The organism is Pseudaminobacter soli (ex Li et al. 2025) (assembly GCF_003012705.1).
GTDB classification, from domain to species: Bacteria; Pseudomonadota; Alphaproteobacteria; order Rhizobiales; family Rhizobiaceae; genus Pseudaminobacter; species Pseudaminobacter soli.
The window spans coordinates 466,609-487,370 of sequence record NZ_PXYL01000004.1; the positions used below are offsets into that span (position 1 = coordinate 466,609).

Sequence of the window (20,762 nt, forward strand, 5' to 3'; positions counted from 1 at the left end):
GATCGGCTCCCTAAGGCGCCGAGCAAAAAATTGTCCCCTGGGGCCTTGAACCCCTCTGGTCAGGAGAGTGACATGACGACTGGAAACGCCCGGCCCAAGCTGGCCGGATACGCCGCATTTGCCTTCGCCACCCTGTTCGCAGGCACCGCGCTGGCGGATGGTACGGTCAACATCTACACCTATCGCCAGCCCGAGCTGATCCAGCCGGTGCTCGACGCGTTCACGGCTGAGACCGGCATCAAGACCGAGGTGTTGTTCCTCGACAAGGGCCTGGAAGAACGCATCCTCGCCGAAGGCCAGAATTCGCCCGCCGACGTGATCATGACCGTCGACATCGCGCGCCTCACCACGGCCAAGGACAAGGGCATCACCCAGCCGCTCGACGACGCCACCGTCAACGCCAACATCCGGCCGGAATATCGTGATCCCGAAGGCCATTGGTTCGGCCTCACCAAGCGCGCCCGCGTCGTCTATGCCTCCAAGGAGCGCGTGAAGGACACCGCCATCACCTATGCCGATCTGGCCGACCCGAAGTGGAAGGGCAAGATCTGCATCCGCTCCGGCCAGCATGACTACAACCTCGCACTGTTCGGCGCGGCCGTCGCCCATTGGGGTCCGGAAAAGGCCGAGGAATGGATGAAGGGCCTCAAGGCAAATCTCGCCCGCAAGCCGGAAGGCGGCGACCGTCCGCAGGCCAAGGCGATCGCGGCCGGCGAATGCGACATCGCCATCGGCAACACCTACTATGTCGGCCTGATGCGGACCAACGAGAAGGAGCCGGAGGAGAAGGAGTGGGGCAACGCCATCAACGTCATCTTCCCGACCTGGGAGAATGGCCTGACCCACGTCAACATCTCCGGTGCCGCGCTCGCCAAATACGCACCGAACCGCGACAATGGCGTCAAGCTCATCGAGTTCCTGTCGAGCCACAAGGCGCAGCAGGTCTACGCCGAGAAGAACTTTGAATATCCGGTCGAGCCGGGCCTCGAGCCCTCGCCGGTGGTGAAGGAGTTCGGCGAGCTCAAGGCCGACACGCTGCCGCTGATCGAAATCGCCCAGAACCGCAAGGCGGCTTCCGAGATGGTGGACCGCGTCGGGCTCGACGACGGCCCGTCGAACTGAAGCTTTGATGGAGCATGATCTTTTCCGAAAACCGGTTCCCACTTTTCGGGACCATGCTCTGAAATAACTGTCGGGAAAGCCGGGCCGGACACTGTCCGGCTTTTCCGTTTTCGAACGTGAGCAAGAATTGACAGCTCTTGAGCGCAACAACGACGCAATCCCGGACCAGGCTCCACGCCCGGCCCCGCTTCGCGTGAGGCGCAACCGGCATCCTGGCGCGCATCTTCTGGCGCTCGCCGTTTCGGCCTGCGTTCTGCTGCCGATCCTGTCGCTCGCCTATGTGGCGCTGAGCGGCACCGGCGAGGACTGGCCGCATCTGGCGAGGAACGTGCTGCCCGGCTCCGCCCTCACCACGCTCTACCTCATGGCGATGGTCGCAGCCGCCACCTCCATCATCGGCGTCGCCGGCGCCTGGCTGGTGGTGGGCTTTGACTTCCCTCTGCGCCGGACGCTCTCCTGGGCGCTGGTGTTGCCGCTTGCGGTGCCCACCTATCTGGCGGCCTATGCCTTCGGCGAGTTCTTCCACTACACGGGTCCGGTGCAAAGCCTGGTGCGCAGCATCTTCGGTTTCCAGACCATCCGCGACTACTGGTTTCCCGACATACGCACGACGCCCGGGGCCGCCTTCGTGCTGTCGTCGGTGCTCTACCCTTACGTCTATCTCACCACGCGCGTGATCTTCCTCATGCAGGGCCGCAACATTGCCGACGCCGCACGCACGCTGGGCGCCGGGCCGGCCAAGGTGTTCTGGCGCGTGCTGCTGCCGGTAGCGCGGCCGGCAATCGTCGCCGGCGTGGCGCTGATACTGATGGAGACGGTCAACGACATCGGCGCAGCCGAATATCTCGGCGTGCGCACGCTGACCTTTTCCATCTACGCCACCTGGCTGAACCGCGGCAGCCTCGAAGGCGGCGCGCAGATCGCGCTGGTAATGCTGATGTTGGTCTTCGCGCTGCTGGGCGCCGAGCAATGGGCAAGGCGCCGCCAGCGCTTCCACACCGGCCGCGCCACGCATATGCAGGCGCGCCCGCCCCGCACCCGCCTGCGCGGCAGGCGCGCAGTTGCCGCCCTTCTGGCCACCGGGCTGCCGGTGCTTGCCGGCTTCGGCATCCCGCTTTTCGTCTTCGGCCAATATGCCGCCCGGCGGCTGGAGCAGTTCGCGTCGCCGGCTCTCGGCCGCGCCTTCCTGCACAGCCTCGCCACGGCGACCGCAACCGCTATCATCACCGTTCTGCTGGCGCTTTTCCTCATCAACGCCGTGCGTCTTTGCCGCTCGCGCGGCATCACCATCGCGGTGCGGCTGGCCTCGATCGGCTACGCCCTGCCCGGCGGCATTTTGGGCCTAGGCCTTTTGTTCGCGCTGGCCCGCTTCGACAACACTCTGGACGGTTTTATGCGCGCGGAACTCGGCTTCAGCACCGGGCTGCTGCTCACTGGCTCGGCGGCAGCGGTGGTCATCGCCTGCTCGATCCGCTTCCTGGCGCTGGCCGAAAGCGCCATCCGCTCGGGCATGGAAAAGCTGCCGCCCAATCTCGACGAGGCCGCCCGCAGCCTCGGCCACACGCCGGCGCGCAGTGCGACCAAGGTGCTGCTGCCCCTTCTGAAACCGGCGATCTTCACAGCCGCCGTGCTGGTTTTCGTCGACACCATCAAGGAACTATCGGCGACGATCCTGCTGCGCCCCTTCGGCTTCAACACGCTCGCCACCCATGTCTACGAGAATGCGTCGCGCGGCGTGCCGGAAGAAGGCGCGGTGGCGGCCATCCTCATCATTCTCACGGCACTGGTGCCGGTGATGCTGCTTTCAGGCGCATTGGCGCGCGACCGCGAAGCGACGATGTGACCGGCGTCACGCCGGCAATCGCCCCTATCCCGTAGGACAAAGAAAAGGCGCTCCAAGAGGAACGCCTGAAAAGAGAATTGCTGTCAAAACGGGACTTGAGCCTCCGAGGCGAGGACGGGATTTCTCCCTCAAGTTGAGACCGAATATCGCGGCCAACCCTTAACAAGTCCTTACCTAGGTCGGGAAATGTTTACGAATCTGTACCACTCGTGAAATCTCGGTAAATTTCCAAGTCACCTTTTGTTAGGCATATTTCGGCCCTCAGCTTTGCAATGCCGGGATGTCCCTGAACAGGTCGAGCGCCTCCGGGTTGGCGAGCGCTTCCTTGTTCTTGACCGGGCGACCGTGGACGATGTCGCGCACGGCGAGCTCGGTGATCTTGCCCGACTTGGTGCGCGGAATGTCGGCCACAGCGATGATCTTCGCCGGCACGTGGCGCGGGCTGGCCCCGGTGCGGATTTTCGTCCGGATGCGCTTTTCGAGGTCCTCGTTGAGGCTGACGCCGGCGGCAAGGCGCACGAACAGCACCACGCGCACGTCATCCTGCCAATCCTGGCCGATGCAGATGGCCTCGGCGATCTCCGGCATCTGCTCGACCTGGTTGTAAATCTCGGCCGTGCCGATGCGCACGCCCCCGGGATTCAGCGTGGCGTCCGAGCGGCCATGGATGACGATGCCGCCATGCTCGGTCCATTCGGCGAAATCGCCGTGGCACCAGATATTGTCGAAGCGCTCGAAATAGGCGCCGTGATACTTCTTGCCGTCCGGGTCGTTCCAGAAGCCGACCGGCATTGATGGGAACGCCTTGGTGCAGACGAGTTCGCCCTTCTCGCCGCGGATCGGCTTGCCGTCGTCATCCCAAACGTCCACCGCCATGCCGAGGCCGGCAGCCTGGATCTCGCCGATCCAGACCGGTTCGGTCGGCACGCCGAGCACGAAGCAGGAGACGATGTCGGTGCCGCCCGAGATCGAGGCGAGATGGATGTCCTTCTTGATGCCGTCATAGACGAAGGCAAAGCCCTCGGGCGACAGCGGCGAACCGGTCGACGACAGCGTGCGAACCGTCGACAGGTCATGCGTGTCGATGGGCCTCAGATCCGCCTTGCGCACGGAATCTATGAATTTCGCCGAGGTGCCGAAATAGGTCATCTTTTCGGCGTCCGCGAAATCGAACAGCACGTTGCCGTTCGGATGGAAGGGCGAGCCGTCGAAGAGCAGCAGCGTAGCACCCGATGCGAGGCCCGAAACCAGCCAGTTCCACATCATCCAGCCGCAGGTGGTGAAGTAGAAGAAGCGGTCGCCTTCCTCGAGGCCCGCATGCAGCCGCTGTTCCTTGACGTGCTGGATCAGCGTGCCGCCGGCCGAATGGACGATGCATTTGGGGATTCCGGTGGTGCCGGAGGAGAACAGGATATAGAGCGGATGCGAGAACGGAAGCCGTTCGAAGGTCACTTTGGCCGGAGCGAACGGCGCCGCCGTATCGTCCAGCGCCTGCGCGCCGGCAATGCCTGCCGCAACCTCGCGCGCCTTGCCGAGATAGTCAACGACCAGCACCTTGCGCACGGTCGGCAGCTTCTGCGCCACTGCGGCGATCTTGGCCGCGACGTCGATTTCCTTGCCGTTGTAGTAGTAGCCATCGGGCGCGATGAACACGACCGGCTCGATCTGGCCAAAACGGTCGAGCACGCCCTGTTCGCCGAAATCGGGCGAGCAGGACGACCACACCGCACCGATCGAGCTTGCGGCCAGCATAGCCGCCACCGTCTCGGGCATGTTCGGCATCATGGCGGCGACGCGGTCGCCGCTCTTCACGCCGAGCGAGAGGAAGAGCTGCTGCAGCTTCGACACCAGCGCATGGAGCTCGTCCCAGGAGAGGCGGCGCGTCACCTTGTCTTCGCCCTTGAAGACGATGGCGTCGGCCGCGCCGGTTTTCTTCAGCAGGTTTTCGGCAAAGCTGATCCGCGCATCGGGAAAGAACTGCGCGCCGGGCATCTTGTCGCCATCGGCCAGGACGCGGCCGCCCTTGTCGCCCACGATGCCGCAGAAATCCCAGACCAGGTTCCAGAAACCTTCCCGATCCTCGATCGACCAGGCATGCAGCTCGGCGTAGCGCGAGAATTCACGCCCTGTCTGACGGGATGCCTCCGCCATGAAGGCGGTCAGCGGGGCAGCTGCGACCCGTTCTTTGGACGGTGTCCACAGCAGCGCGGTATTCGACATTGCACTCTCCTCCAAAAGCCTTGCCGTTATGCATTGTGCGGTGCGGCGGAGCAAGACGATGTGCGCGGAACGGCAAGAATGTGCGCAAATGTCGTTACAGACTGTGCGCAAACGTCATCGCATGGCCACAAAGGCTTGAAAAGCCGTGCATGTCCGCTACACCGGTTGCGACGCAAACCGGCTGAACGCAGGCGGTCGACAGTTCGATCAGCATGAACGAGGCACAATGCCGTCACCTTTGGTCAGGCGCAGCATATGGTTGGTCGGTATGGCCGCGCTGGCCGTCGCCCTTATCATTGCGCTGGTGCCGTTCCTGGCGTCCACGCGCATCGTGCGCGACCGCATCGCCTATGAGCTGAGTTCGTGGAGCGGCTATCGCGTCACCATCGGCTCTGCCCCTGAAATCCGCGTCTGGCCGACTTTCAGCGCCATCGTAACCGATGTCGCCATGACGCCGTGGGATGCGCTCGACCACGCGCCGGTGATCGAGGCCGATCGCATCGAGATTAAGCTTTCCGCGCTTGCCGCACTGCGCGGCGATGCCGTCTTTTCGGCGGCGGAGCTGGTCAGGCCCACTCTGCGCCTCGAGCGAATGCCGGACGGCCGCTATCTGCCCGAATTGGCCGATGGCGGCCGCATCGCAACCGCAATCCACGACGTACGCGAGGCGGTTGCCGCACATCTCGAAAGCACCGAAATCGAGCGGAGCCTTTCTACGCGGGAACTCGGCACGATCAGCATGCGCGACGGCCGCGTGACGCAATTCGCCGACGGCAAGGACGAGGAGATCCTGACCGGGCTCACCGGCAAGCTGAACTGGCCGGCGCTCAACAAGGCCGCTTCCTTCAGCCTGAGCGCCATCTGGCACGGCGAGACGGTCAACCTGGAAGCGTCGCTGCCCAAGCCGCTGGTGCTGCTTGCGGGAGGCGAAGCACCCCTGACCGCCACCCTCACCTCCGCACCGGCAACTGCCTCCTTTGACGGCGTCGTCAAGGCCGCGGAGAACGCCTATGTCGACGGCAAGATGAAGGCCGCAGCACCCTCGCTGAAGCGGTTGACCGAATGGACGGGCACCGAAATGGCCTCCACCGCCAGCGCCATCGGGTCCGTCTCCATCGCCGGCCGTCTCGTTGGCGACACCCAGCGCATGAAGCTGGAAGGCGCCGAGGTTGCCCTCGACAAGAACCCTGGCACCGGCGCGCTCGACCTGAGCTTCAGCGAGCGCGTTCCGGTCGTTTCCGGCACGCTGGCCTTCGATACGCTCGACCTCAGCCCCATCCTCACCGCCTTCACCCCGGCGACGTCGGAGAAGGCCGCGGCGGAGATCGACCCGGTATTTGCAAACCTCATCAGCCTCGACCTGCGCCTGTCCGCCGCCCATGCCCTCTTCGGTACGGTGACGCTGGCCGATGTCGCGGCAACCGCGCAGATCAAGAACAGTATCGTCGCCTTCGACATTTCCGATGCCTCGGCCTTCGGCGGCAATTTGCAGGCCAGCGTGCGGTTCGACCGCAAACCGGAGGGCACGCAGGCGGAAATGCGCTTCCTGGCCTCCGACATCGAGGGCGGCGCCTTCGGCGCGGCCGCCGGCATGACCCGGCTGGTGCCGATCGGCCGCGGCAACATCTCGCTCATCCTGAAGGGGCCGGGCCGCGTCTGGGAATCCATCCTCGAAAACGGCGAAGGCACCATCTCGGCGAGTTTTGGACCGGGCGCCCTGCCCGACTTCGATCTCCAGGGCTTTCAGAAGCGCTGCGACGACGGCGGCTTCTTTGCCCTCGACGAGGTGTCGAAGGGCACTCTGCCCATCGATGGCGCGGAGCTCAAGGCGACAATCGCCCATGGCGTGATCCGGCTGGAGAAGGCGGAAGCCCGCTCGGCCCAGGGCAGGCTCTGGCTCACCGGCATCATCCCCTATGTCAGCCGCGGCCTGGCACTGTCGGGCGGCATCGTGCCGCCGGACGCGCCGACGATGGAAGACGCGCCGCCAACCGCCAGCTTCTTCGTCGGCGGCTCGTGGAAGGCTCCGTTCATCTCGCCGGTTAACAGCGACTGACAGAAGGCCTTGCCGGCCACTTCAGATGTGACAGTGCGTCCTTCGAAGCCCGCTGCGCTCGCACCTCAGGATGAGGCGGTCTGTGCGTTTCAAGCCAAGTCCTGAAAGGCTCTGCCCGTCAGGCCTTGGGTGAGATGAGTTCCGACGGTCCTCATCCTGAGTTGCTCGCCCGCAGGGCGAGCCTCGAAGGACGCACCAAAAAAATCAGACCCCACGCCGTCGGCGCAGGGTCTTTTACGTTCAGCCGCGCTGGGCGGCCTGCTCGTCGCGCAAGCGCTGGACTTCGCGCTGCTTGTTGACCACGGAGGCGGCAATCACGCCGATGGCGACGACCGCGATCAGGATCGTACAGGCCGCGTTGATCTCCGGCGTCACGCCAAGGCGCACCTGGCTGTAGATCTTCATCGGCAGCGTGGTGGCGCCCGGACCCGAGGTGAAGCTGGCGATGACCAAATCGTCCAGCGACAGGGTGAAGGCCAGCATCCAGCCCGAAATGATCGCGGGCAGGATCACCGGGAAGGTGATCTGGAAGAAGGTCTTCACCGGCGGCGCGCCAAGATCCATCGCCGCTTCCTCCAGCGAACGGTCGAAGGTCAGCAGGCGCGACTGCACCACCACCGCCACGAAGCACATGGTCAGCGTGATATGCGCCAGCGTCACGGTCAGGAAGCCGCGATCGAGCCCGACGGCCACGAAGAGCAGCAGCAGCGACAGGCCGGTGATGACTTCCGGCATGACCAGCGGCGCAAACACCATGCCCGAGAACAGCACGCGTCCGCGGAAGCGCGTGTAGCGCGTCAGCGTCAGCGCCGCGAGCGTGCCGAGCACGGTCGCGACGGTGGCCGAGATGAGCGCGACGCGAGCGGTGACCCAGGCCGCGTCCATCAGGCCCTTGTTCTGGAACAGCGACCCGTACCACTTGGTCGAGAAGCCACCCCAGACGGTGACGAGCTTGGACTCGTTGAAGGAAAAGACCACGAGAAGGACGATCGGCAGGTAGAGGAAGGCAAAGCCCAGCACGATCGAGGTGACGTTGAAACGGCTCCAGCTGCTATTCATGACACCTCACCTGCCCTGTTCCTGGGAGCGGGCCTGCACATGCTGGAAGAACATGATCGGAACGACCAGCACCATGAGCAGGATGATGGCCACCGCGGACGCAACCGGCCAGTCTCGATTGTTGAAGAATTCGTTCCACAGCGTGCGACCGATCATCAGTGTCTGCGATCCGCCGAGCAGGTCGGGAATGACGAACTCGCCCACGACCGGGATGAACACGAGCAGGCAGCCCGCGACGACGCCGGGGATGGAGAGCGGGAACGTGACCTTCCAGAAGGCGCCGATGGGCCTGCAGCCCAGGTCCTGCGCCGCCTCGATCAGCGAATAATCCATCTTCTCCAGCGCCGAATAGAGCGGCAGGATCATGAACGGCAGGTAGGAATAGACGATACCGATGAAGATCGCGGTGTGGGTATTGAGGATGATCAGCGGCTCGTTGATCAGCCCCAAGCCCTGCAGGAGCTGGTTGAGCAGCCCTTCCGGCTTGAGGATGCCGATCCAGGCATAGACGCGGATCAGGAACGAGGTCCAGAACGGCAGGATCACCAGCATCAGCAAGGTGGGCCGCAGCGTGGCCGGGGCGCGCGCCATGCCATAGGCGATCGGATAGCCGACGATGAGCGTCAGCACCGTCGAGATGGCGGCAATAGTAAGGCTCGAGACATAAGCGTTGAAGTAGAGCGCGTCCTGCGTCAGCCAGACATAGTTGTCGAAGCTGAGCTGCTTGATCAGCGTCCAGAACCCGCCGATCCCCCCGGACAGATCCAAAGCCGGCGTATAGGGCGGCATCGAGATCGCCGACTGCGACAGCGAGATCTTGAAGACGATGATGAAGGGGACGAGGAAGAAGACTAGAAGCCAGAGATACGGGACGATGATGACCAGCCGGTTCTTCACCGCGCTGGCAGCCCGGACAAGGGCCGAGCTGCTCTCGTAGGGCGAGCTTCCGGAGGCGACGATTGCGGTATCGGACATGACCGCCTCCTATTTCGCCAGCACCACGCCCGCATCCGGGCTGAAGGAAATCCAGGCCCTGTCGTTCCAGCTCAGGGGGTCGTCCGATATGCGCGAGGCGTTGAGCGAACTGGTCTTCACCACATGACCGTCAGCAAGCTTGACGTGATAGACGGTCATGTCGCCGAGATAGGCGATGTCGTAGATCTCGCCCTCGGCGACGTTGACATCGTCATTGGCCGGCTTGCGCGAGGAGACCTTGATCTTCTCGGGACGGATCGCGAAAACCACCGGGCTGCCCGCGGACGCGGCACCGGCGTTCTTGGTCATGATGGTGAGGCCGTTGCTGCTGGCGATCCTGGCGCCGCTGTCGTCGCGGCTCGCAACGGTTCCCTCGAACATGTTGACGTTGCCGACGAAGCCGGCGACGAAGCGCGAGCTTGGCGCCTCGTAGACTTCGGCTGGCGTTGCCACCTGCATCACCTCGCCCTTGTCGAGAATGGCGATGCGGTCGGCCATGGTCATGGCCTCTTCCTGGTCGTGCGTGACGACGATGAAGGTGAGGCCCAGGCTCTGCTGCAGGTCCATCAGCTCGAACTGGGTTTCTTCGCGCAGCTTCTTGTCGAGCGCGCCGAGCGGCTCGTCGAGCAGCAGCACCTTAGGCCGCTTGGCGACAGAACGCGCCAGGGCGACACGCTGGCGCTGGCCGCCGGAAAGCTGGTGCGGCTTGCGCTTGGCAAACTGCTCGAGCTTGACCAGCCGCAGCATCTCGGCCACGCGCGTTCCGATCTCGGCCTTGGGCATGCCTTCCTGCTTGAGGCCGAAGGCGATGTTGGCTTCCACGGTCATATGCGGAAACAGCGCATAGGACTGGAACATCATGTTGACCGGCCGGCGGTAGGGCGGAATGCCGCGCAGGTCCTGTCCGTCGAGCAGAATCCGGCCGGCGGTCGGCTCGTCGAAGCCGGCCAGCATGCGCAGCAAGGTCGACTTGCCGCAACCCGACGCGCCGAGCAGCGCGAAGAACTCGCGCTCGAACACGGTCAGCGACAGGTTGTTGACGGCGGTGAAATCACCAAACCGCTTGGTGACATTCTCGAAGGCGATATAGGGCTTGGCTGCCGGATCGTTCCACGGCGTAAAGCTTCTGCGGATGCTTCCGAGCGATTTCATTTACTTCTCCACCTAATTCGGTCCCCGTTGCGGCCGTTCCGTCAAAGCGGAAGCGCATGCCGCCATTTCGTGACAGCTTCGCGACCCTTCCGAATATTCTTCCGGTTCCGGATCGCGGCTTTGCGGAAACCCGTCTGTGGACTCGGGGGGTGCCTGAGTTCACAAAGAGGCTTCCGGAGAAAGGCCCCGCGCTTCTGGCGGGGCCCTTCCGGATGATCGTTACTGGCCGGTCACCACCTTGGTCCACAGGCGCGTCACCTGACGCTGCGACTTGGTGTCGTAAGGCGAGACGGTGAACAGCTTGTCCAGGACTTCCGGGGTCGGGTAGACGGCCGGGTCCTCGAGGATCTCCTTGTTCACGAAGGCCTGCGCGGCCTTGTTGCCGCTCGGGAAGTAGACGAAGTTGGTCGACTTGGCGATGACTTCGGGCTTCATCATGTAGTTGAGGAAGGCATGCGCTTCCTCGACATGCGGCGCGTCGGCGGGAATGGCCATCTGGTCGAACCACATTTCCGCGCCTTCCTTCGGGATCACGTAACCGACCTCGACGCCCTGCTTGGCTTCCTCGGCGCGGTCGCGGGCCTGGAACACGTCGCCCGACCAGCCGATGGCCATGCAGATGTCGCCATTGGCCAGCGCGTTGATGTATTCGGACGAGTGGAACTTGCGCACATAGGGGCGCACCTTCAGCAGAACCTCTTCGACCTTGGCGAGGTCTTCAGCCTTGGTCGATTCCGGATCGAGGCCGAGATACCTCAGCACCGACGGGATGACGTCGGTCGGCGAGTCGAGGAAATAGACGCCGCAATCGGAGAGCTTTGCCAGCTTCTCGGGATTGAAGACGATGTCCCAGCTGTCGATCTGGTCGGTGCCGAGCGCTTCTTCGACCTTCTTCTTGTTGAAGCCGAGGCCGACCGTGCCCCACATGTAGTTGATCGAGTATTCGTTACCCGGATCGTATTTCGCGGTGCGCTCCGAAACCACGTCCCACATGTTGGAGAGGTTGGGCAGCTTGGACTTGTCGAGCTTCTGGAACACGCCGGCGGAAATCTGGCGCGAAAGGAAGTTTGCCGTCGGCACGACCACGTCATAGCCGCTGCCGCCCGCCAAAAGCTTGGTCTCAAGGATTTCGTTGGAATCGAAGACGTCGTAGACGACCTTGATGCCGGTTTCCTTGGTGAAGTCGGTGATGATCGAACTGTCGATGTAGTCGGACCAATTGTAGACGTTGACGACACGTTCCTGCGCGTAAGCACTGACGCTGATCAACGTCGCCAAAGCCGATGTGGCGGTGAGCCAAAACGCTTTGCTAACCATCTCAATCTCCCTTTCAGTGTTCCGTTCCCGGCGCGCGACAGGCCTTCGCGACCAGGTTTTTGAGGTTCAGCCTATTGGCCTTCAGAAAAGGCGACAAGCACGAAAGTGCCCGCCACCGGGGCAAGGACCGCCCCGGAAATTCCGGGGCAGCCCAAATTCTTGTTACCGCATCGCATATGTCGGCAGGCCGGTCGGCCTGCCCTCGGTCAGAGGTAGGTCGTGCGCTCCAGCTGCGTGATCTCCGCCCAGAAGGCGAGAATCTCGGCGCGCTTCAGGTCCTGATAGACCTTCGCCATCAACGGGCCAAGCGCACGCTCGATGAAAGTGCTCTTGGCCATCAGCTGCAAGGCTTCGTCCATGTCGTCCGGCAGGAACAACCCACCCTCGTCATAGGCGTTGCCCACGACCGGAGGCGGCGGAACTTCTTCGTTCTCGATACCTTCGATCATGCCCTGGATCAGCGCCGCCATCACCAGATACGGGTTGGCGTCGGCGCCCGCGATGCGGTGTTCGAGACGCTTGTTCTCGTCCGACGCGACCGGGATGCGCAGCGCCACGGAGCGGTTGTTCTCGCCCCAGACGGCACGGGTCGGTGCATAGGAGCCGGGCGTGATGCGGCGGAAGCCGTTCCACGTGTTGATGAACAACAGCAGCGATTCCGGCATCGTGCGGAGCAGGCCGGCGACGGCCGCTTCGAGCTTCTTGCGTCCGGCCTCTCCGCCGAAGATGTTGTGCCCCTCGCGGTCCAGCATGGAGGCATGCACATGCATGCCGTTGCCGGCATATTCGAGGAACGGCTTGGCCATGAAGGTGGCGGTCAAGCCATGCGCGCGGGCGCAGCCGATGACCAGGCGCTGCAGCATGATCACGTCGTCGGCGGCCCGGAGCGGGTCGGCGCGGTGCTTGAGGTTGACCTCGAACTGGCCGGGGGCCGCTTCCTTGATGATCGTGTCGATCGGCAGGCCTTGTTCCTGCGCGGCATCGCGGATCATGTCGAACAGCTCGGCATGCTCGGACAGGTCGTCGAGCCCGTACATGCGCAAGCGATCCGGGCCGGCCGTGGCGCCCACGGGAGCCGGCATGCCGTCATCCCACTCCACTTCCGGGTCGAGCAAGTAGAACTCGAGCTCGAAGGCAACGACCGGGAAGTAACCCTTGGCGTTGACCTCGGCCACCTTGCGCTTCAGCACCTGGCGCGAGTCCGCCATGAAGGGCTCACCTTCCGGCGAGAAGGTCTGGAGCATCACCTGCGCGGTCTTGCGCTTGGCCCACGGCACGATCGACAGCGACCCACGCGTGGCGCGGCAATAGCCGTCCTGGTCGCCGGTCTCGATGTGCAGGCCCGTTTCGGTGACTTCGCGGCCCCAAACGTCCAGCCCGTGCAGCGACATGGGGAAGTTGACGCCTTCCTGGAAGGCTTTCTTCAACGCGTCGCCAGGGGCCCACTTGCCGCGCATGACGCCGTTGGGATCGACCAGAAGGAATTCCACGGCCTCGAGGTCGGGATGCTTCTCGACAAAGGCCCGGTACTCGGCCTCGTGGTCGGGTGAAATGAATGCGGATTTTTTCTTCGCCGCAGCGGCCGGAGGGATTTCCGGGGGGCGGCCTTTTTCGGCAGCAAGGCGAGGATTGTAGGAATTCTCACCGATCGAAGAATTGGTTCCGGTTTGCGTGTTGCCGGCTAGTTCACCCAAGATATACCTGTTTAATTGTTTCAGACAACATAACCTGCCCTTGCCTTCGCAGTTCTGTCAATGGGGAGAAGGCATGCCAGTGGTGCCGGGACGGCTCGGACGCGACTGGCGCCGGAACTCCAGCCCGAGATGGACGAGCAGCGCCGTGAACACCACCGTGCCGCCCAGAATGGTGCGCGCCGACGGTATCTCGCCATGAATCAGCCAGACCCAGATCGGCCCGAGTATCGGTTCGAAGGTGCCGATCAAGGCGGCCACGGCGGCCGGAATCAGCCGGGCGCCGGTGGCAAAGCAGGCAAGCCCGAGGCCAAGATTGATAGCGCCGAAGACGAACAAAAAGCTCATGTCGCGCGGCGTCACGGCAAAGCCGCCGATCTGGGTTGCTGCGAAGGACGCCGCGAAGATCGTGCCCAGGCAAGTCGCCGGCGTCATCCGCACATGCGCAAAGCGGCGCGTGATCACCGTGGCGATCGAGAACATCACCGCGATCAGCAGCGCGAGCCCATCGCCGACCGGGGACACTTCGCCGTTGAAGGATTCGGAGACCATGATGGCGACGCCGCAGATCACGGCGGCGATCGCCGCCCAGGTCGGCGCAGAAACTCGTTCGCGGAACAGCGCCCAGGCAATCAGCGCGGCCAGCAGCGGCACGCCCGCCTGCATCAACAGGATGTTGGCGACGGTGGTGTAGGCAAGCGCGACCACGAAAGAGGTCGAGGCGGTGGCAAAGCAGACGGCGACCGCCAGACCGGGCAGGCCCATGCTGCCGAACAGTTTCAGCGTGCCGCGCACGCCGTCGCGCCAGACCATGTAACCGATGAGGAACGCTGCCGCCCAGGACGAGCGCCAGAACACGACGGCCCAACTGTCGGGATTTTCGATGAAGCGGCCGAGGGTGCCGCCAAAGCTCCACATCAGCGCGGACAGGAAAACAAGCAGGATGCCAACGCGCTCGTCGCGTCCGGAGGCTTTGGAGCCAGCATGTGAAACGGCGGCTTCTGTCATGACTGGACCATCGTCGTTTCGGCCAAGATGCGCATGCCGCAAAGCGACAGGCGCGATCTGAATTGCGTAACGCAAAGCCCCGCATCACGCGTGATCCAGCGCACGCGAGCGGTTGTGGCACCCGATTGATCAAGAGAATCGCGGGTAGCGCACCAGATTATGGACACCGGAAACCGGACTCATGTTCGCCCGTCGAGCACCTCCCGCCAAAGACGATGCCCTTCCGAGACAAGCAGGACGTAAACGGCCTTCGACGTCTCATCGATATCGTAGGCGACCACATAGTTCCCGAATACGGTATACCGAAACGAGCCGTAGCTGCGTCCGCTCTTGGGAAAAGCCGCCAGCAGTTCGACGACGCGCCTTTGCAGATCGTCGACGAATGAGAATGCCCGCGCCGGATTGTCCGCGGCAATGAAATCGATGATGGAGAGAAAATCTTCTTCTGCGGACCTAGAGAAGAAGACCCGATAGCTCATCGATCAGGCTTCGATCCGGGTGCCTGACGAATGCGATCTCGCGCACGCTCAAAGAATTCCGGCGTGGCTTCGGTTACCGCATCAGCTGCCACTTCGGCGCGAGCCTGTTCGACACGCGCCTGCAAATCACGCGCCATATTCTCACGCAAATGGGCGCGCAAAGCCTCACGCACGACCTCGCTGGCCGACGAATAATGGCCCGAGCGCACCTGGGAGGAGACGTACTCCTCAAGTTCCTTGGTGAGTGAAACGTTCATGCCAAGAAGCTAAGGTTGATAACAGGCTTTGTCAATTTTCGCTATTTCCTGTTATCACTGAAAATCAAACGCACTTAGCCCCGTCACCATCTCGTCCAGCCCCAGAGGGCGCGTTACCGGCGGCTCGGCGCGCGACAGGCAGCCGGTGCGCTCGCAGAGCCGGCAGGCCGGGCCGACCGGGGTGGCTGTGCCCTGCCCTGCCTTGCCCTGCACACCACCCGGCAATGCCGCGCCATAGACGATCTCGTCCTTGAAGCCGATGTCGCAGCCCAGAAGCAGAGCGGTGCGGCGCGGCCGCTCGGTGAAGGCGCCCTGCGGCCCCTCCAGCGTGCGCGCCACGCAGAGAAATTCGGCCCCATCCGGCATTTCCACCGCCTCGACCAGGATCTGGCCGGGCTGCGCGAAGGCGGCATGCACCGGCAGCTTGGGGCACCCGCCGCCGAAGCGGCTCTGTGGAAACCCTTGCGCGCCCGCCTTGCGGAAGCGATTCCCCGCATTGTCCACCTCCAGCATGAAGAAGGGCACGCCCACCGCGCCCGGCCGCTGCAGCATGGTCAGCCGGTTGGCTGCCTGTTCGAAGGACACGCCGAAGCGCGATTTCAGCACGTCTATGTCATAGCGCGCCCGCAGCGCTGCCGACTGGAACGCCTGATAGGGCATCATCAGCGCATGCGCCGCATAGCGCCCGAGCTCGAAGCGCGCCAGCCGCCGCGCCTCGTCCGACGACAGTTTTAGGGACTGGATTTCGGCCGCGATGGCCACCGACATGCGGATCAGGCAGGCCTCCATCGCCACTTCACGCAGCTGGTCAAAGGGCGACAGCCGCTCCGAGATGAACAGCCGCTGCGAATGCCTGTCATAGCGGCGGCGCCAGTTGGGCATGGTGGCGACCGGCAACACCTTCACCACGATGCCGAACTCCCGCTTCAGCCAGGCCTTCAGCGCGCCATAGAGGTCGTCGCCCGGGTCGAGCACCGCGATGAATGCCTCGGCTTCTTCCTCCAGCGCGGCAAAATGGTTCGGGCGGCGCTCGAACATTTCGCGCACTTCGTCAATGGGCAGGCGCGCACCCGACAGCGCCGTCGCACGCCCCTCATGCGCCAGCATTTCGGACAGATCCGACAGGCGCCCCGCCTGCTCGCGATAGGCGCGAAACAGTTTTATCACTGCCGCCGCCGCATTCGGCGCGCCTTCGGCCAGCTCGACCAGCTCCTGGTCGCCCGGCAGCTCACCGGCCAGCAGCGGGTCCGAAAAAACCTCCCTGAGCGCCGCGATCGAACCGCGCGCCTCGCCATGCAGTTCCTCCGGCTCCACCTTGTAGACCGAGGCGAGTTTCAGGATCAGCTGCACGGTCAGCGGCCGCTGGTTGCGTTCGATGAGGTTGAGATAGGACGGCGAAATGCCGAGTCCCTCGGCCATCGCAGTCTGGGTCAGGCCCTTGGCGTTGCGAATGCGACGAATGCGCGGCCCGGCGAAAATCTTCTGCTCGGCCATGGCAGCCCTTTACACTCATTTACAGATCGACGGCGATATCTCGCCACGACCGCATTTGACATCTTTTACAATTTTACATCGCCGCCCTGTCAAACACAACACAGGTTTTCCCTATTATCCGGCTGAAAGTCCTGTTTCTTCTCGCCTTCTTCGCAGCGCAATGTAAATTTCGTCACACATCGGCGGCGCAAACGCCATTCAACGATGCCGTCGAGATCAGTTCTTTTCCATAAGCCGGAGAGCGTTATGACCGTTTTTTACAACCTCGTCCCGTCCGCCCCCGAAGGCCGTTTCGACGGCATCGAGCGTCCCTATGACGCCGAGACGGTAAAGCGGCTGCGCGGCTCCGTTCAGATCAAGTACACCCTGGCCGAAATGGGCGCGAACCGGCTGTGGAAGCTCATCCACGAGGAAGATTTCGTCAACGCGCTCGGCGCCCTTTCCGGCAACCAGGCGATGCAGATGGTCCGCGCCGGCCTGAAGGCGATCTACCTCTCTGGCTGGCAGGTGGCGGCCGACGCCAACACCGCGTCCGCCATGTATCCGGACCAGTCGCTCTATCCGGCCAATGCCGCGCCCGAGCTTGCCAAGCGTATCAACCGCACGCTGCAGCGCGCCGACCAGATCGAGGTTTCCGAAGGCAAGGGCCTGTCGGTCGACACCTGGTTCGCGCCGATCGTGGCCGATGCGGAAGCCGGCTTCGGCGGCCCGCTCAACGCCTTCGAGATCATGAAGGCCTTCATCGAGGCGGGTGCCGCGGGCGTCCACTTCGAGGACCAGCTGGCGTCCGAAAAGAAGTGCGGACATCTCGGCGGCAAGGTGCTGATCCCCACCGCAGCCCACATCCGCAACCTCAACGCCGCGCGCCTTGCCGCCGACGTGATGGGCGTGCCGACGCTGATCGTCGCCCGCACCGACGCCGAAGCCGCCAAGCTTTTGACCTCCGACATCGACGAGCGCGACCGACCCTTCGTCGACCACGACGCCGGCCGCACGACCGAGGGCTTCTATCATGTGAGGAACGGCATCGAGCCCTGCATCGCCCGCGCCATCGCCTATGCGCCGCATGCCGACCTGATCTGGATGGAGACCTCCAAGCCGGATCTTGGCCAGGCCCGGAAATTCGCCGAGGCCGTGCACAAGGCGCATCCGGGCAAGATGCTCGCCTACAATTGCTCGCCCTCGTTCAACTGGAAGAAGAATCTCGACGACGCCACCATCGCCAAGTTCCAGCGCGAGCTGGGCGCCATGGGCTACAAGTTCCAGTTCATCACGCTGGCCGGCTTCCACCAGCTCAACTTCGGCATGTTCGAGCTGGCGCGCGGCTACAAGGATCGCCAGATGGCGGCCTATTCGGAGCTGCAGGAAGCGGAATTCGCGGCCGAGGCCAACGGCTACACGGCCACCAAGCATCAGCGCGAAGTCGGCACCGGCTATTTCGACGCCGTGTCGCTGGCCATCACTGGCGGCCAGTCGTCGACCACTGCGATGAAGGAATCCACCGAACACGACCAGTTCCGTCCGGCGGCGGAATAACAAGAACCATATCGCGTCCTGCGCCTGGAGCGGCGCAGGCGCGAACCAGGAGGAAACGAGAAATGACACCCAGAACACGTGTCAAGGAACGTGCCGAGGAGCAGGCCTCGACCATGAGCGCAGACCAGCAGGCCGCAATCCGCATCGTCGCCAACGACCTGCATCGCCTCAACCAGTCCATCATGAAGGCGGTGGAGGCCGGCGTCTCGGTCGAGCTCGTCCGCTCGGCGCGCCATCACGACGCCAACGGCAATTGGGGCGACCTGCTCATTCCGGTGATCGTCACCCAAACCGCGCACGGTTGACCTGCACGGTCTGTCTTCAGCAAAAGATATCTTTGATCACCCGCATCGAACCATGCGGGTGATTTTTCTTTCTGCAAGCGGCGCTTATACGACTTTCGTCGTAGTAATGACCAAGAATAGCTGCCGGTTTTTGACTCGCGATTGCCGCGGCATGCATTTATGCTTGACATACCAACGTGCTGCGGGATTAGTGGCGCCATTCAACCGTAAATTGAATGCGAGGGGAGCGGGCACTGCATGTCCAAGTCAAGCGTTGACCCTGCACGCGGCCTTGAAATTGACCTGGATCCCGAGATTTCCGAACCACAGTTGGTAGATTCCACCAAGGCCTTTGTCGTCGGACGGTCGCAGATCAACCGCGTGGTTGTGTCGAAGATCCTCGAGAAAACCGGCCTGCGTCCGGTCTCGCTGGATCCGGAGGCGGCGTTGAAGGCGCTGCACTCGCCAATTCCTTCCACGATCATTCTCGACGGCGGCCCCGAGAACGACGACTGCAATGCGCTGATGGCGCCTCTCGTCGCCTTGCGGAACGAGTTCGGCAAAAACGCAGTCTGCGTCCTTCTGCTTTTAACCAAGGCATTGGGACAAGACGACCTCGCGCTGCTGCCGGCCGTGGATGCGGGGGTTGCCAAGCCGATAACGCCCGAGGGACTTATGTCGGTGCTGGAAAGAATGCGCGGCTGACGCACCGGGCCGCGAAACGGATAGCCAAGTATCCGAATTCAGTTGCGGCAGAACCCGCACCCCCCTTTTCTTATGTCGCGACGCACGACTATATTGGTGTATCCGAAACAAATCTTGGTGATTGATGCCAGCCCCTAAAAAGGAAGTCCGCCCCTCGAAAGCCGGGGGACGAACCCGTGTGCCTACCTTCGTGAAAAGCCTCCGCGGCGTGAAGAACTGGAAGGAAGCCGCAGAATGGCTCGAATGGCGCGGAATTGAAGACATCGAGTGCATTACCCCCGACCAGGCCGGCGTCGCGCGCGGCAAGATGATGCCCTCCAGCAAATTCACGTCCAACACGTCGCTTGCGCTGCCTTCGGCCGTGTTCATGATGACGATCTCGGGCGACTACCCGGAGGACGGCAACGGCTTTGCCTATCCGGAAGATGACGGCGACCTGAAACTGGTTCCGGACCTGTCGACGCTGACCGCGGTTCCCTGGGAAGAGGACCCGACGGCGCAGGTCATCTGCGACCTGGTCCATCAGGACGGCCGCTCGGTCGAATTCACGCCGCGCAATGTGCTGAAGCGCGTGGTGGAGGCCTATGAGGCGAAGGGCCTGAAGCCCGTCGTGGCGCCCGAAATCGAATTCTATCTGGTCCGCAAGAACCCCGACCCCGACTATCCGCTGACCCCGCCCGTGGGGCGCTCGGGCCGGCCGATCGGCGGCGGTGCCGGCTATTCCATCGCCGGCGTCAACGAGTTCGACGAGCTGATCGACGACATCTATCATTTCTCAGAGAACCAGGGCCTGGAGATCGACACGCTGATCCATGAGGAGGGCGCCGGCCAGCTGGAAATCAACCTGCGCCATGGCGACCCCATCGAGCTCGCCGACCAAGTGTTCCTGTTCAAGCGTACGATCCGCGAGGCGGCGCTCAAGCACGATACCTATGCGACCTTCATGGCCAAGCCGATCCAGGGCCAGCCGGGCTCGGCGATGCACATCCACCAGTCGATCATCGACCGCAAGACGGGCAAGAACGTGTTCTCGAGCCCGAACGGCGACGAGACCGAAACGTTCTTCAACTTCATCGGCGGCATGCAGCGCCATGTGCCGAACGCGCTGGTGATGTTCGCACCCTATGTGAACTCCTATCGCCGGTTGACCCAGGCGGCCTCGGCCCCGGTCAACAACAAGTGGGGCTATGACAACCGCACCACCGCCTTCCGCGTGCCGCGGTCCGACCCGGCGGCGCGGCGTGTGGAAAACCGCATCCCGTCTTCCGACGCGAACCCCTATCTGGCGCTGGCGGCCTCGCTGGCCTGCGGCCTGATCGGCATCACGAAGGGCATCAAGCCCGACGCGCCGATCCTGACCACGGCAAATGAGGCCGAGATCGACTTGCCGCGCGGCCTGCTCGAAGCGGTCGACCTGTTCGAGCATGACGAGGAACTGCGGACGATATTGGGCGAGCCCTTCGTCACCACCTACGCGGCCATCAAGCGGGCCGAGTTCGAGACCTTCATGGAAGTGATCAGCCCGTGGGAGCGGGAGTATCTGCTTCTCAACGTGTAAGGCCCG

General features: G+C 63.3%; 17 protein-coding genes. 7 read left to right on the forward strand and 10 right to left on the reverse strand.

Features of this window, described 5'->3' with window-relative positions:
• The first annotated feature begins 72 nt into the window (after window positions 1–72).
• On the forward strand, window positions 73–1,122 hold the full coding sequence (locus C7I85_RS11100; RefSeq protein WP_106724014.1) for a Fe(3+) ABC transporter substrate-binding protein: 1,050 nt from the start codon (window positions 73–75) through the stop codon (window positions 1,120–1,122).
• A 370-nt stretch (window positions 1,123–1,492) separates the two neighbouring features.
• On the forward strand, window positions 1,493–2,965 hold the full coding sequence (locus C7I85_RS11105; protein ID WP_245444897.1) for an ABC transporter permease: 1,473 nt from the start codon (window positions 1,493–1,495) through the stop codon (window positions 2,963–2,965).
• 261 nt (window positions 2,966–3,226) lie between these two features.
• On the opposite strand, the gene C7I85_RS11110 is transcribed toward C7I85_RS11105, so the two are convergent.
• On the reverse strand, window positions 3,227–5,185 hold the full coding sequence (locus C7I85_RS11110; RefSeq protein ID WP_106724016.1) for an acetoacetate--CoA ligase: 1,959 nt from the start codon (window positions 5,183–5,185) through the stop codon (window positions 3,227–3,229).
• Between the two features lie 226 nt (window positions 5,186–5,411).
• On the opposite strand from C7I85_RS11110, the gene C7I85_RS11115 reads away from it, so the two are divergent.
• Window positions 5,412–7,241, forward strand: a complete 1,830-nt coding sequence (locus tag C7I85_RS11115; RefSeq protein WP_106724114.1) for an AsmA family protein — start codon at window positions 5,412–5,414, stop codon at window positions 7,239–7,241.
• Window positions 7,242–7,481: 240 nt separating this feature from the next.
• On the opposite strand, the gene C7I85_RS11120 is transcribed toward C7I85_RS11115, so the two are convergent.
• The 9 genes from C7I85_RS11120 to C7I85_RS11160 all read right to left on the reverse strand — a co-directional run bounded on the left by C7I85_RS11120 (window position 7,482) and on the right by C7I85_RS11160 (window position 16,673).
• Complete coding sequence (locus C7I85_RS11120) at window positions 7,482–8,300, reverse strand: ABC transporter permease (protein WP_106724017.1); 819 nt, start codon at window positions 8,298–8,300, stop codon at window positions 7,482–7,484.
• 6 nt (window positions 8,301–8,306) lie between these two features.
• Entirely contained in the window at window positions 8,307–9,275 is a 969-nt protein-coding gene (locus C7I85_RS11125; RefSeq protein ID WP_106724018.1) for an ABC transporter permease subunit, read from the reverse strand.
• Window positions 9,276–9,284: 9 nt separating this feature from the next.
• A complete protein-coding gene (locus C7I85_RS11130; RefSeq protein WP_106724019.1) occupies window positions 9,285–10,427 on the reverse strand; it encodes an ABC transporter ATP-binding protein in 1,143 nt (380 codons plus the stop codon).
• A 219-nt stretch (window positions 10,428–10,646) separates the two neighbouring features.
• Window positions 10,647–11,744: a polyamine ABC transporter substrate-binding protein gene (locus C7I85_RS11135; RefSeq protein ID WP_106724020.1), complete on the reverse strand. Its 1,098-nt coding sequence runs from the start codon at window positions 11,742–11,744 to the stop codon at window positions 10,647–10,649.
• A gap of 206 nt (window positions 11,745–11,950) precedes the next feature.
• Window positions 11,951–13,336 (reverse strand): glutamine synthetase family protein, encoded by a 1,386-nt coding sequence (locus C7I85_RS11140; RefSeq protein ID WP_106724115.1) that lies wholly within the window; start codon window positions 13,334–13,336, stop codon window positions 11,951–11,953.
• Between the two features lie 159 nt (window positions 13,337–13,495).
• Window positions 13,496–14,443, reverse strand: coding sequence for a DMT family transporter (locus C7I85_RS11145; RefSeq protein WP_106724021.1), 948 nt, complete (start codon window positions 14,441–14,443; stop codon window positions 13,496–13,498).
• A gap of 179 nt (window positions 14,444–14,622) precedes the next feature.
• Window positions 14,623–14,922 carry a type II toxin-antitoxin system RelE/ParE family toxin gene (locus C7I85_RS11150; RefSeq protein ID WP_106724022.1) on the reverse strand — a complete coding sequence of 100 codons (300 nt, stop codon included), beginning with the start codon at window positions 14,920–14,922 and terminating at the stop codon, window positions 14,623–14,625.
• Window positions 14,919–15,179 carry a type II toxin-antitoxin system ParD family antitoxin gene (locus C7I85_RS11155; RefSeq protein ID WP_106724023.1) on the reverse strand — a complete coding sequence of 87 codons (261 nt, stop codon included), beginning with the start codon at window positions 15,177–15,179 and terminating at the stop codon, window positions 14,919–14,921. Before C7I85_RS11155 ends, C7I85_RS11150 begins: the two co-directional genes overlap by 4 nt.
• A gap of 54 nt (window positions 15,180–15,233) precedes the next feature.
• Entirely contained in the window at window positions 15,234–16,673 is a 1,440-nt protein-coding gene (locus C7I85_RS11160; RefSeq protein ID WP_106724024.1) for a helix-turn-helix domain-containing protein, read from the reverse strand.
• 246 nt (window positions 16,674–16,919) lie between these two features.
• Between C7I85_RS11160 and aceA the strand changes: the two genes are divergently transcribed.
• From aceA to C7I85_RS11180, 4 genes are all read left to right on the forward strand, one after another.
• Window positions 16,920–18,209, forward strand: a complete 1,290-nt coding sequence (gene aceA, locus C7I85_RS11165; RefSeq protein WP_106724025.1) for an isocitrate lyase — start codon at window positions 16,920–16,922, stop codon at window positions 18,207–18,209.
• Window positions 18,210–18,271: 62 nt separating this feature from the next.
• Window positions 18,272–18,514 (forward strand): hypothetical protein, encoded by a 243-nt coding sequence (locus C7I85_RS11170; protein ID WP_106724026.1) that lies wholly within the window; start codon window positions 18,272–18,274, stop codon window positions 18,512–18,514.
• Between the two features lie 237 nt (window positions 18,515–18,751).
• Window positions 18,752–19,198 carry a response regulator gene (locus C7I85_RS11175; protein ID WP_106724027.1) on the forward strand — a complete coding sequence of 149 codons (447 nt, stop codon included), beginning with the start codon at window positions 18,752–18,754 and terminating at the stop codon, window positions 19,196–19,198.
• Window positions 19,199–19,322: 124 nt separating this feature from the next.
• The gene (locus C7I85_RS11180; protein WP_106724028.1) at window positions 19,323–20,756 is read left to right on the forward strand and encodes a glutamine synthetase family protein; all 1,434 of its coding nucleotides are present in this window, start codon (window positions 19,323–19,325) and stop codon (window positions 20,754–20,756) included.
• Window positions 20,757–20,762 lie beyond the last annotated feature (6 nt).

What these genes read in the sequence shown, in the direction of transcription:
- C7I85_RS11100 (WP_106724014.1), top strand. Translation starts at nt 73, where the DNA reads ATGACGACTGGAAACGCCCGGCCCAAGCTGGCCGGATACGCCGCATTT.
- C7I85_RS11105 (WP_245444897.1), top strand. Translation starts at nt 1,493, where the DNA reads ATGGTCGCAGCCGCCACCTCCATCATCGGCGTCGCCGGCGCCTGGCTG.
- C7I85_RS11110 (WP_106724016.1), bottom strand. Translation starts at nt 5,185, where the DNA reads ATGTCGAATACCGCGCTGCTGTGGACACCGTCCAAAGAACGGGTCGCA.
- C7I85_RS11115 (WP_106724114.1), top strand. Translation starts at nt 5,412, where the DNA reads ATGCCGTCACCTTTGGTCAGGCGCAGCATATGGTTGGTCGGTATGGCC.
- C7I85_RS11120 (WP_106724017.1), bottom strand. Translation starts at nt 8,300, where the DNA reads ATGAATAGCAGCTGGAGCCGTTTCAACGTCACCTCGATCGTGCTGGGC.
- C7I85_RS11125 (WP_106724018.1), bottom strand. Translation starts at nt 9,275, where the DNA reads ATGTCCGATACCGCAATCGTCGCCTCCGGAAGCTCGCCCTACGAGAGC.
- C7I85_RS11130 (WP_106724019.1), bottom strand. Translation starts at nt 10,427, where the DNA reads ATGAAATCGCTCGGAAGCATCCGCAGAAGCTTTACGCCGTGGAACGAT.
- C7I85_RS11135 (WP_106724020.1), bottom strand. Translation starts at nt 11,744, where the DNA reads ATGGTTAGCAAAGCGTTTTGGCTCACCGCCACATCGGCTTTGGCGACG.
- C7I85_RS11145 (WP_106724021.1), bottom strand. Translation starts at nt 14,443, where the DNA reads ATGACAGAAGCCGCCGTTTCACATGCTGGCTCCAAAGCCTCCGGACGC.
- C7I85_RS11150 (WP_106724022.1), bottom strand. Translation starts at nt 14,922, where the DNA reads ATGAGCTATCGGGTCTTCTTCTCTAGGTCCGCAGAAGAAGATTTTCTC.
- C7I85_RS11155 (WP_106724023.1), bottom strand. Translation starts at nt 15,179, where the DNA reads ATGAACGTTTCACTCACCAAGGAACTTGAGGAGTACGTCTCCTCCCAG.
- C7I85_RS11160 (WP_106724024.1), bottom strand. Translation starts at nt 16,673, where the DNA reads ATGGCCGAGCAGAAGATTTTCGCCGGGCCGCGCATTCGTCGCATTCGC.
- aceA (WP_106724025.1), top strand. Translation starts at nt 16,920, where the DNA reads ATGACCGTTTTTTACAACCTCGTCCCGTCCGCCCCCGAAGGCCGTTTC.
- C7I85_RS11170 (WP_106724026.1), top strand. Translation starts at nt 18,272, where the DNA reads ATGACACCCAGAACACGTGTCAAGGAACGTGCCGAGGAGCAGGCCTCG.
- C7I85_RS11175 (WP_106724027.1), top strand. Translation starts at nt 18,752, where the DNA reads ATGTCCAAGTCAAGCGTTGACCCTGCACGCGGCCTTGAAATTGACCTG.
- C7I85_RS11180 (WP_106724028.1), top strand. Translation starts at nt 19,323, where the DNA reads ATGCCAGCCCCTAAAAAGGAAGTCCGCCCCTCGAAAGCCGGGGGACGA.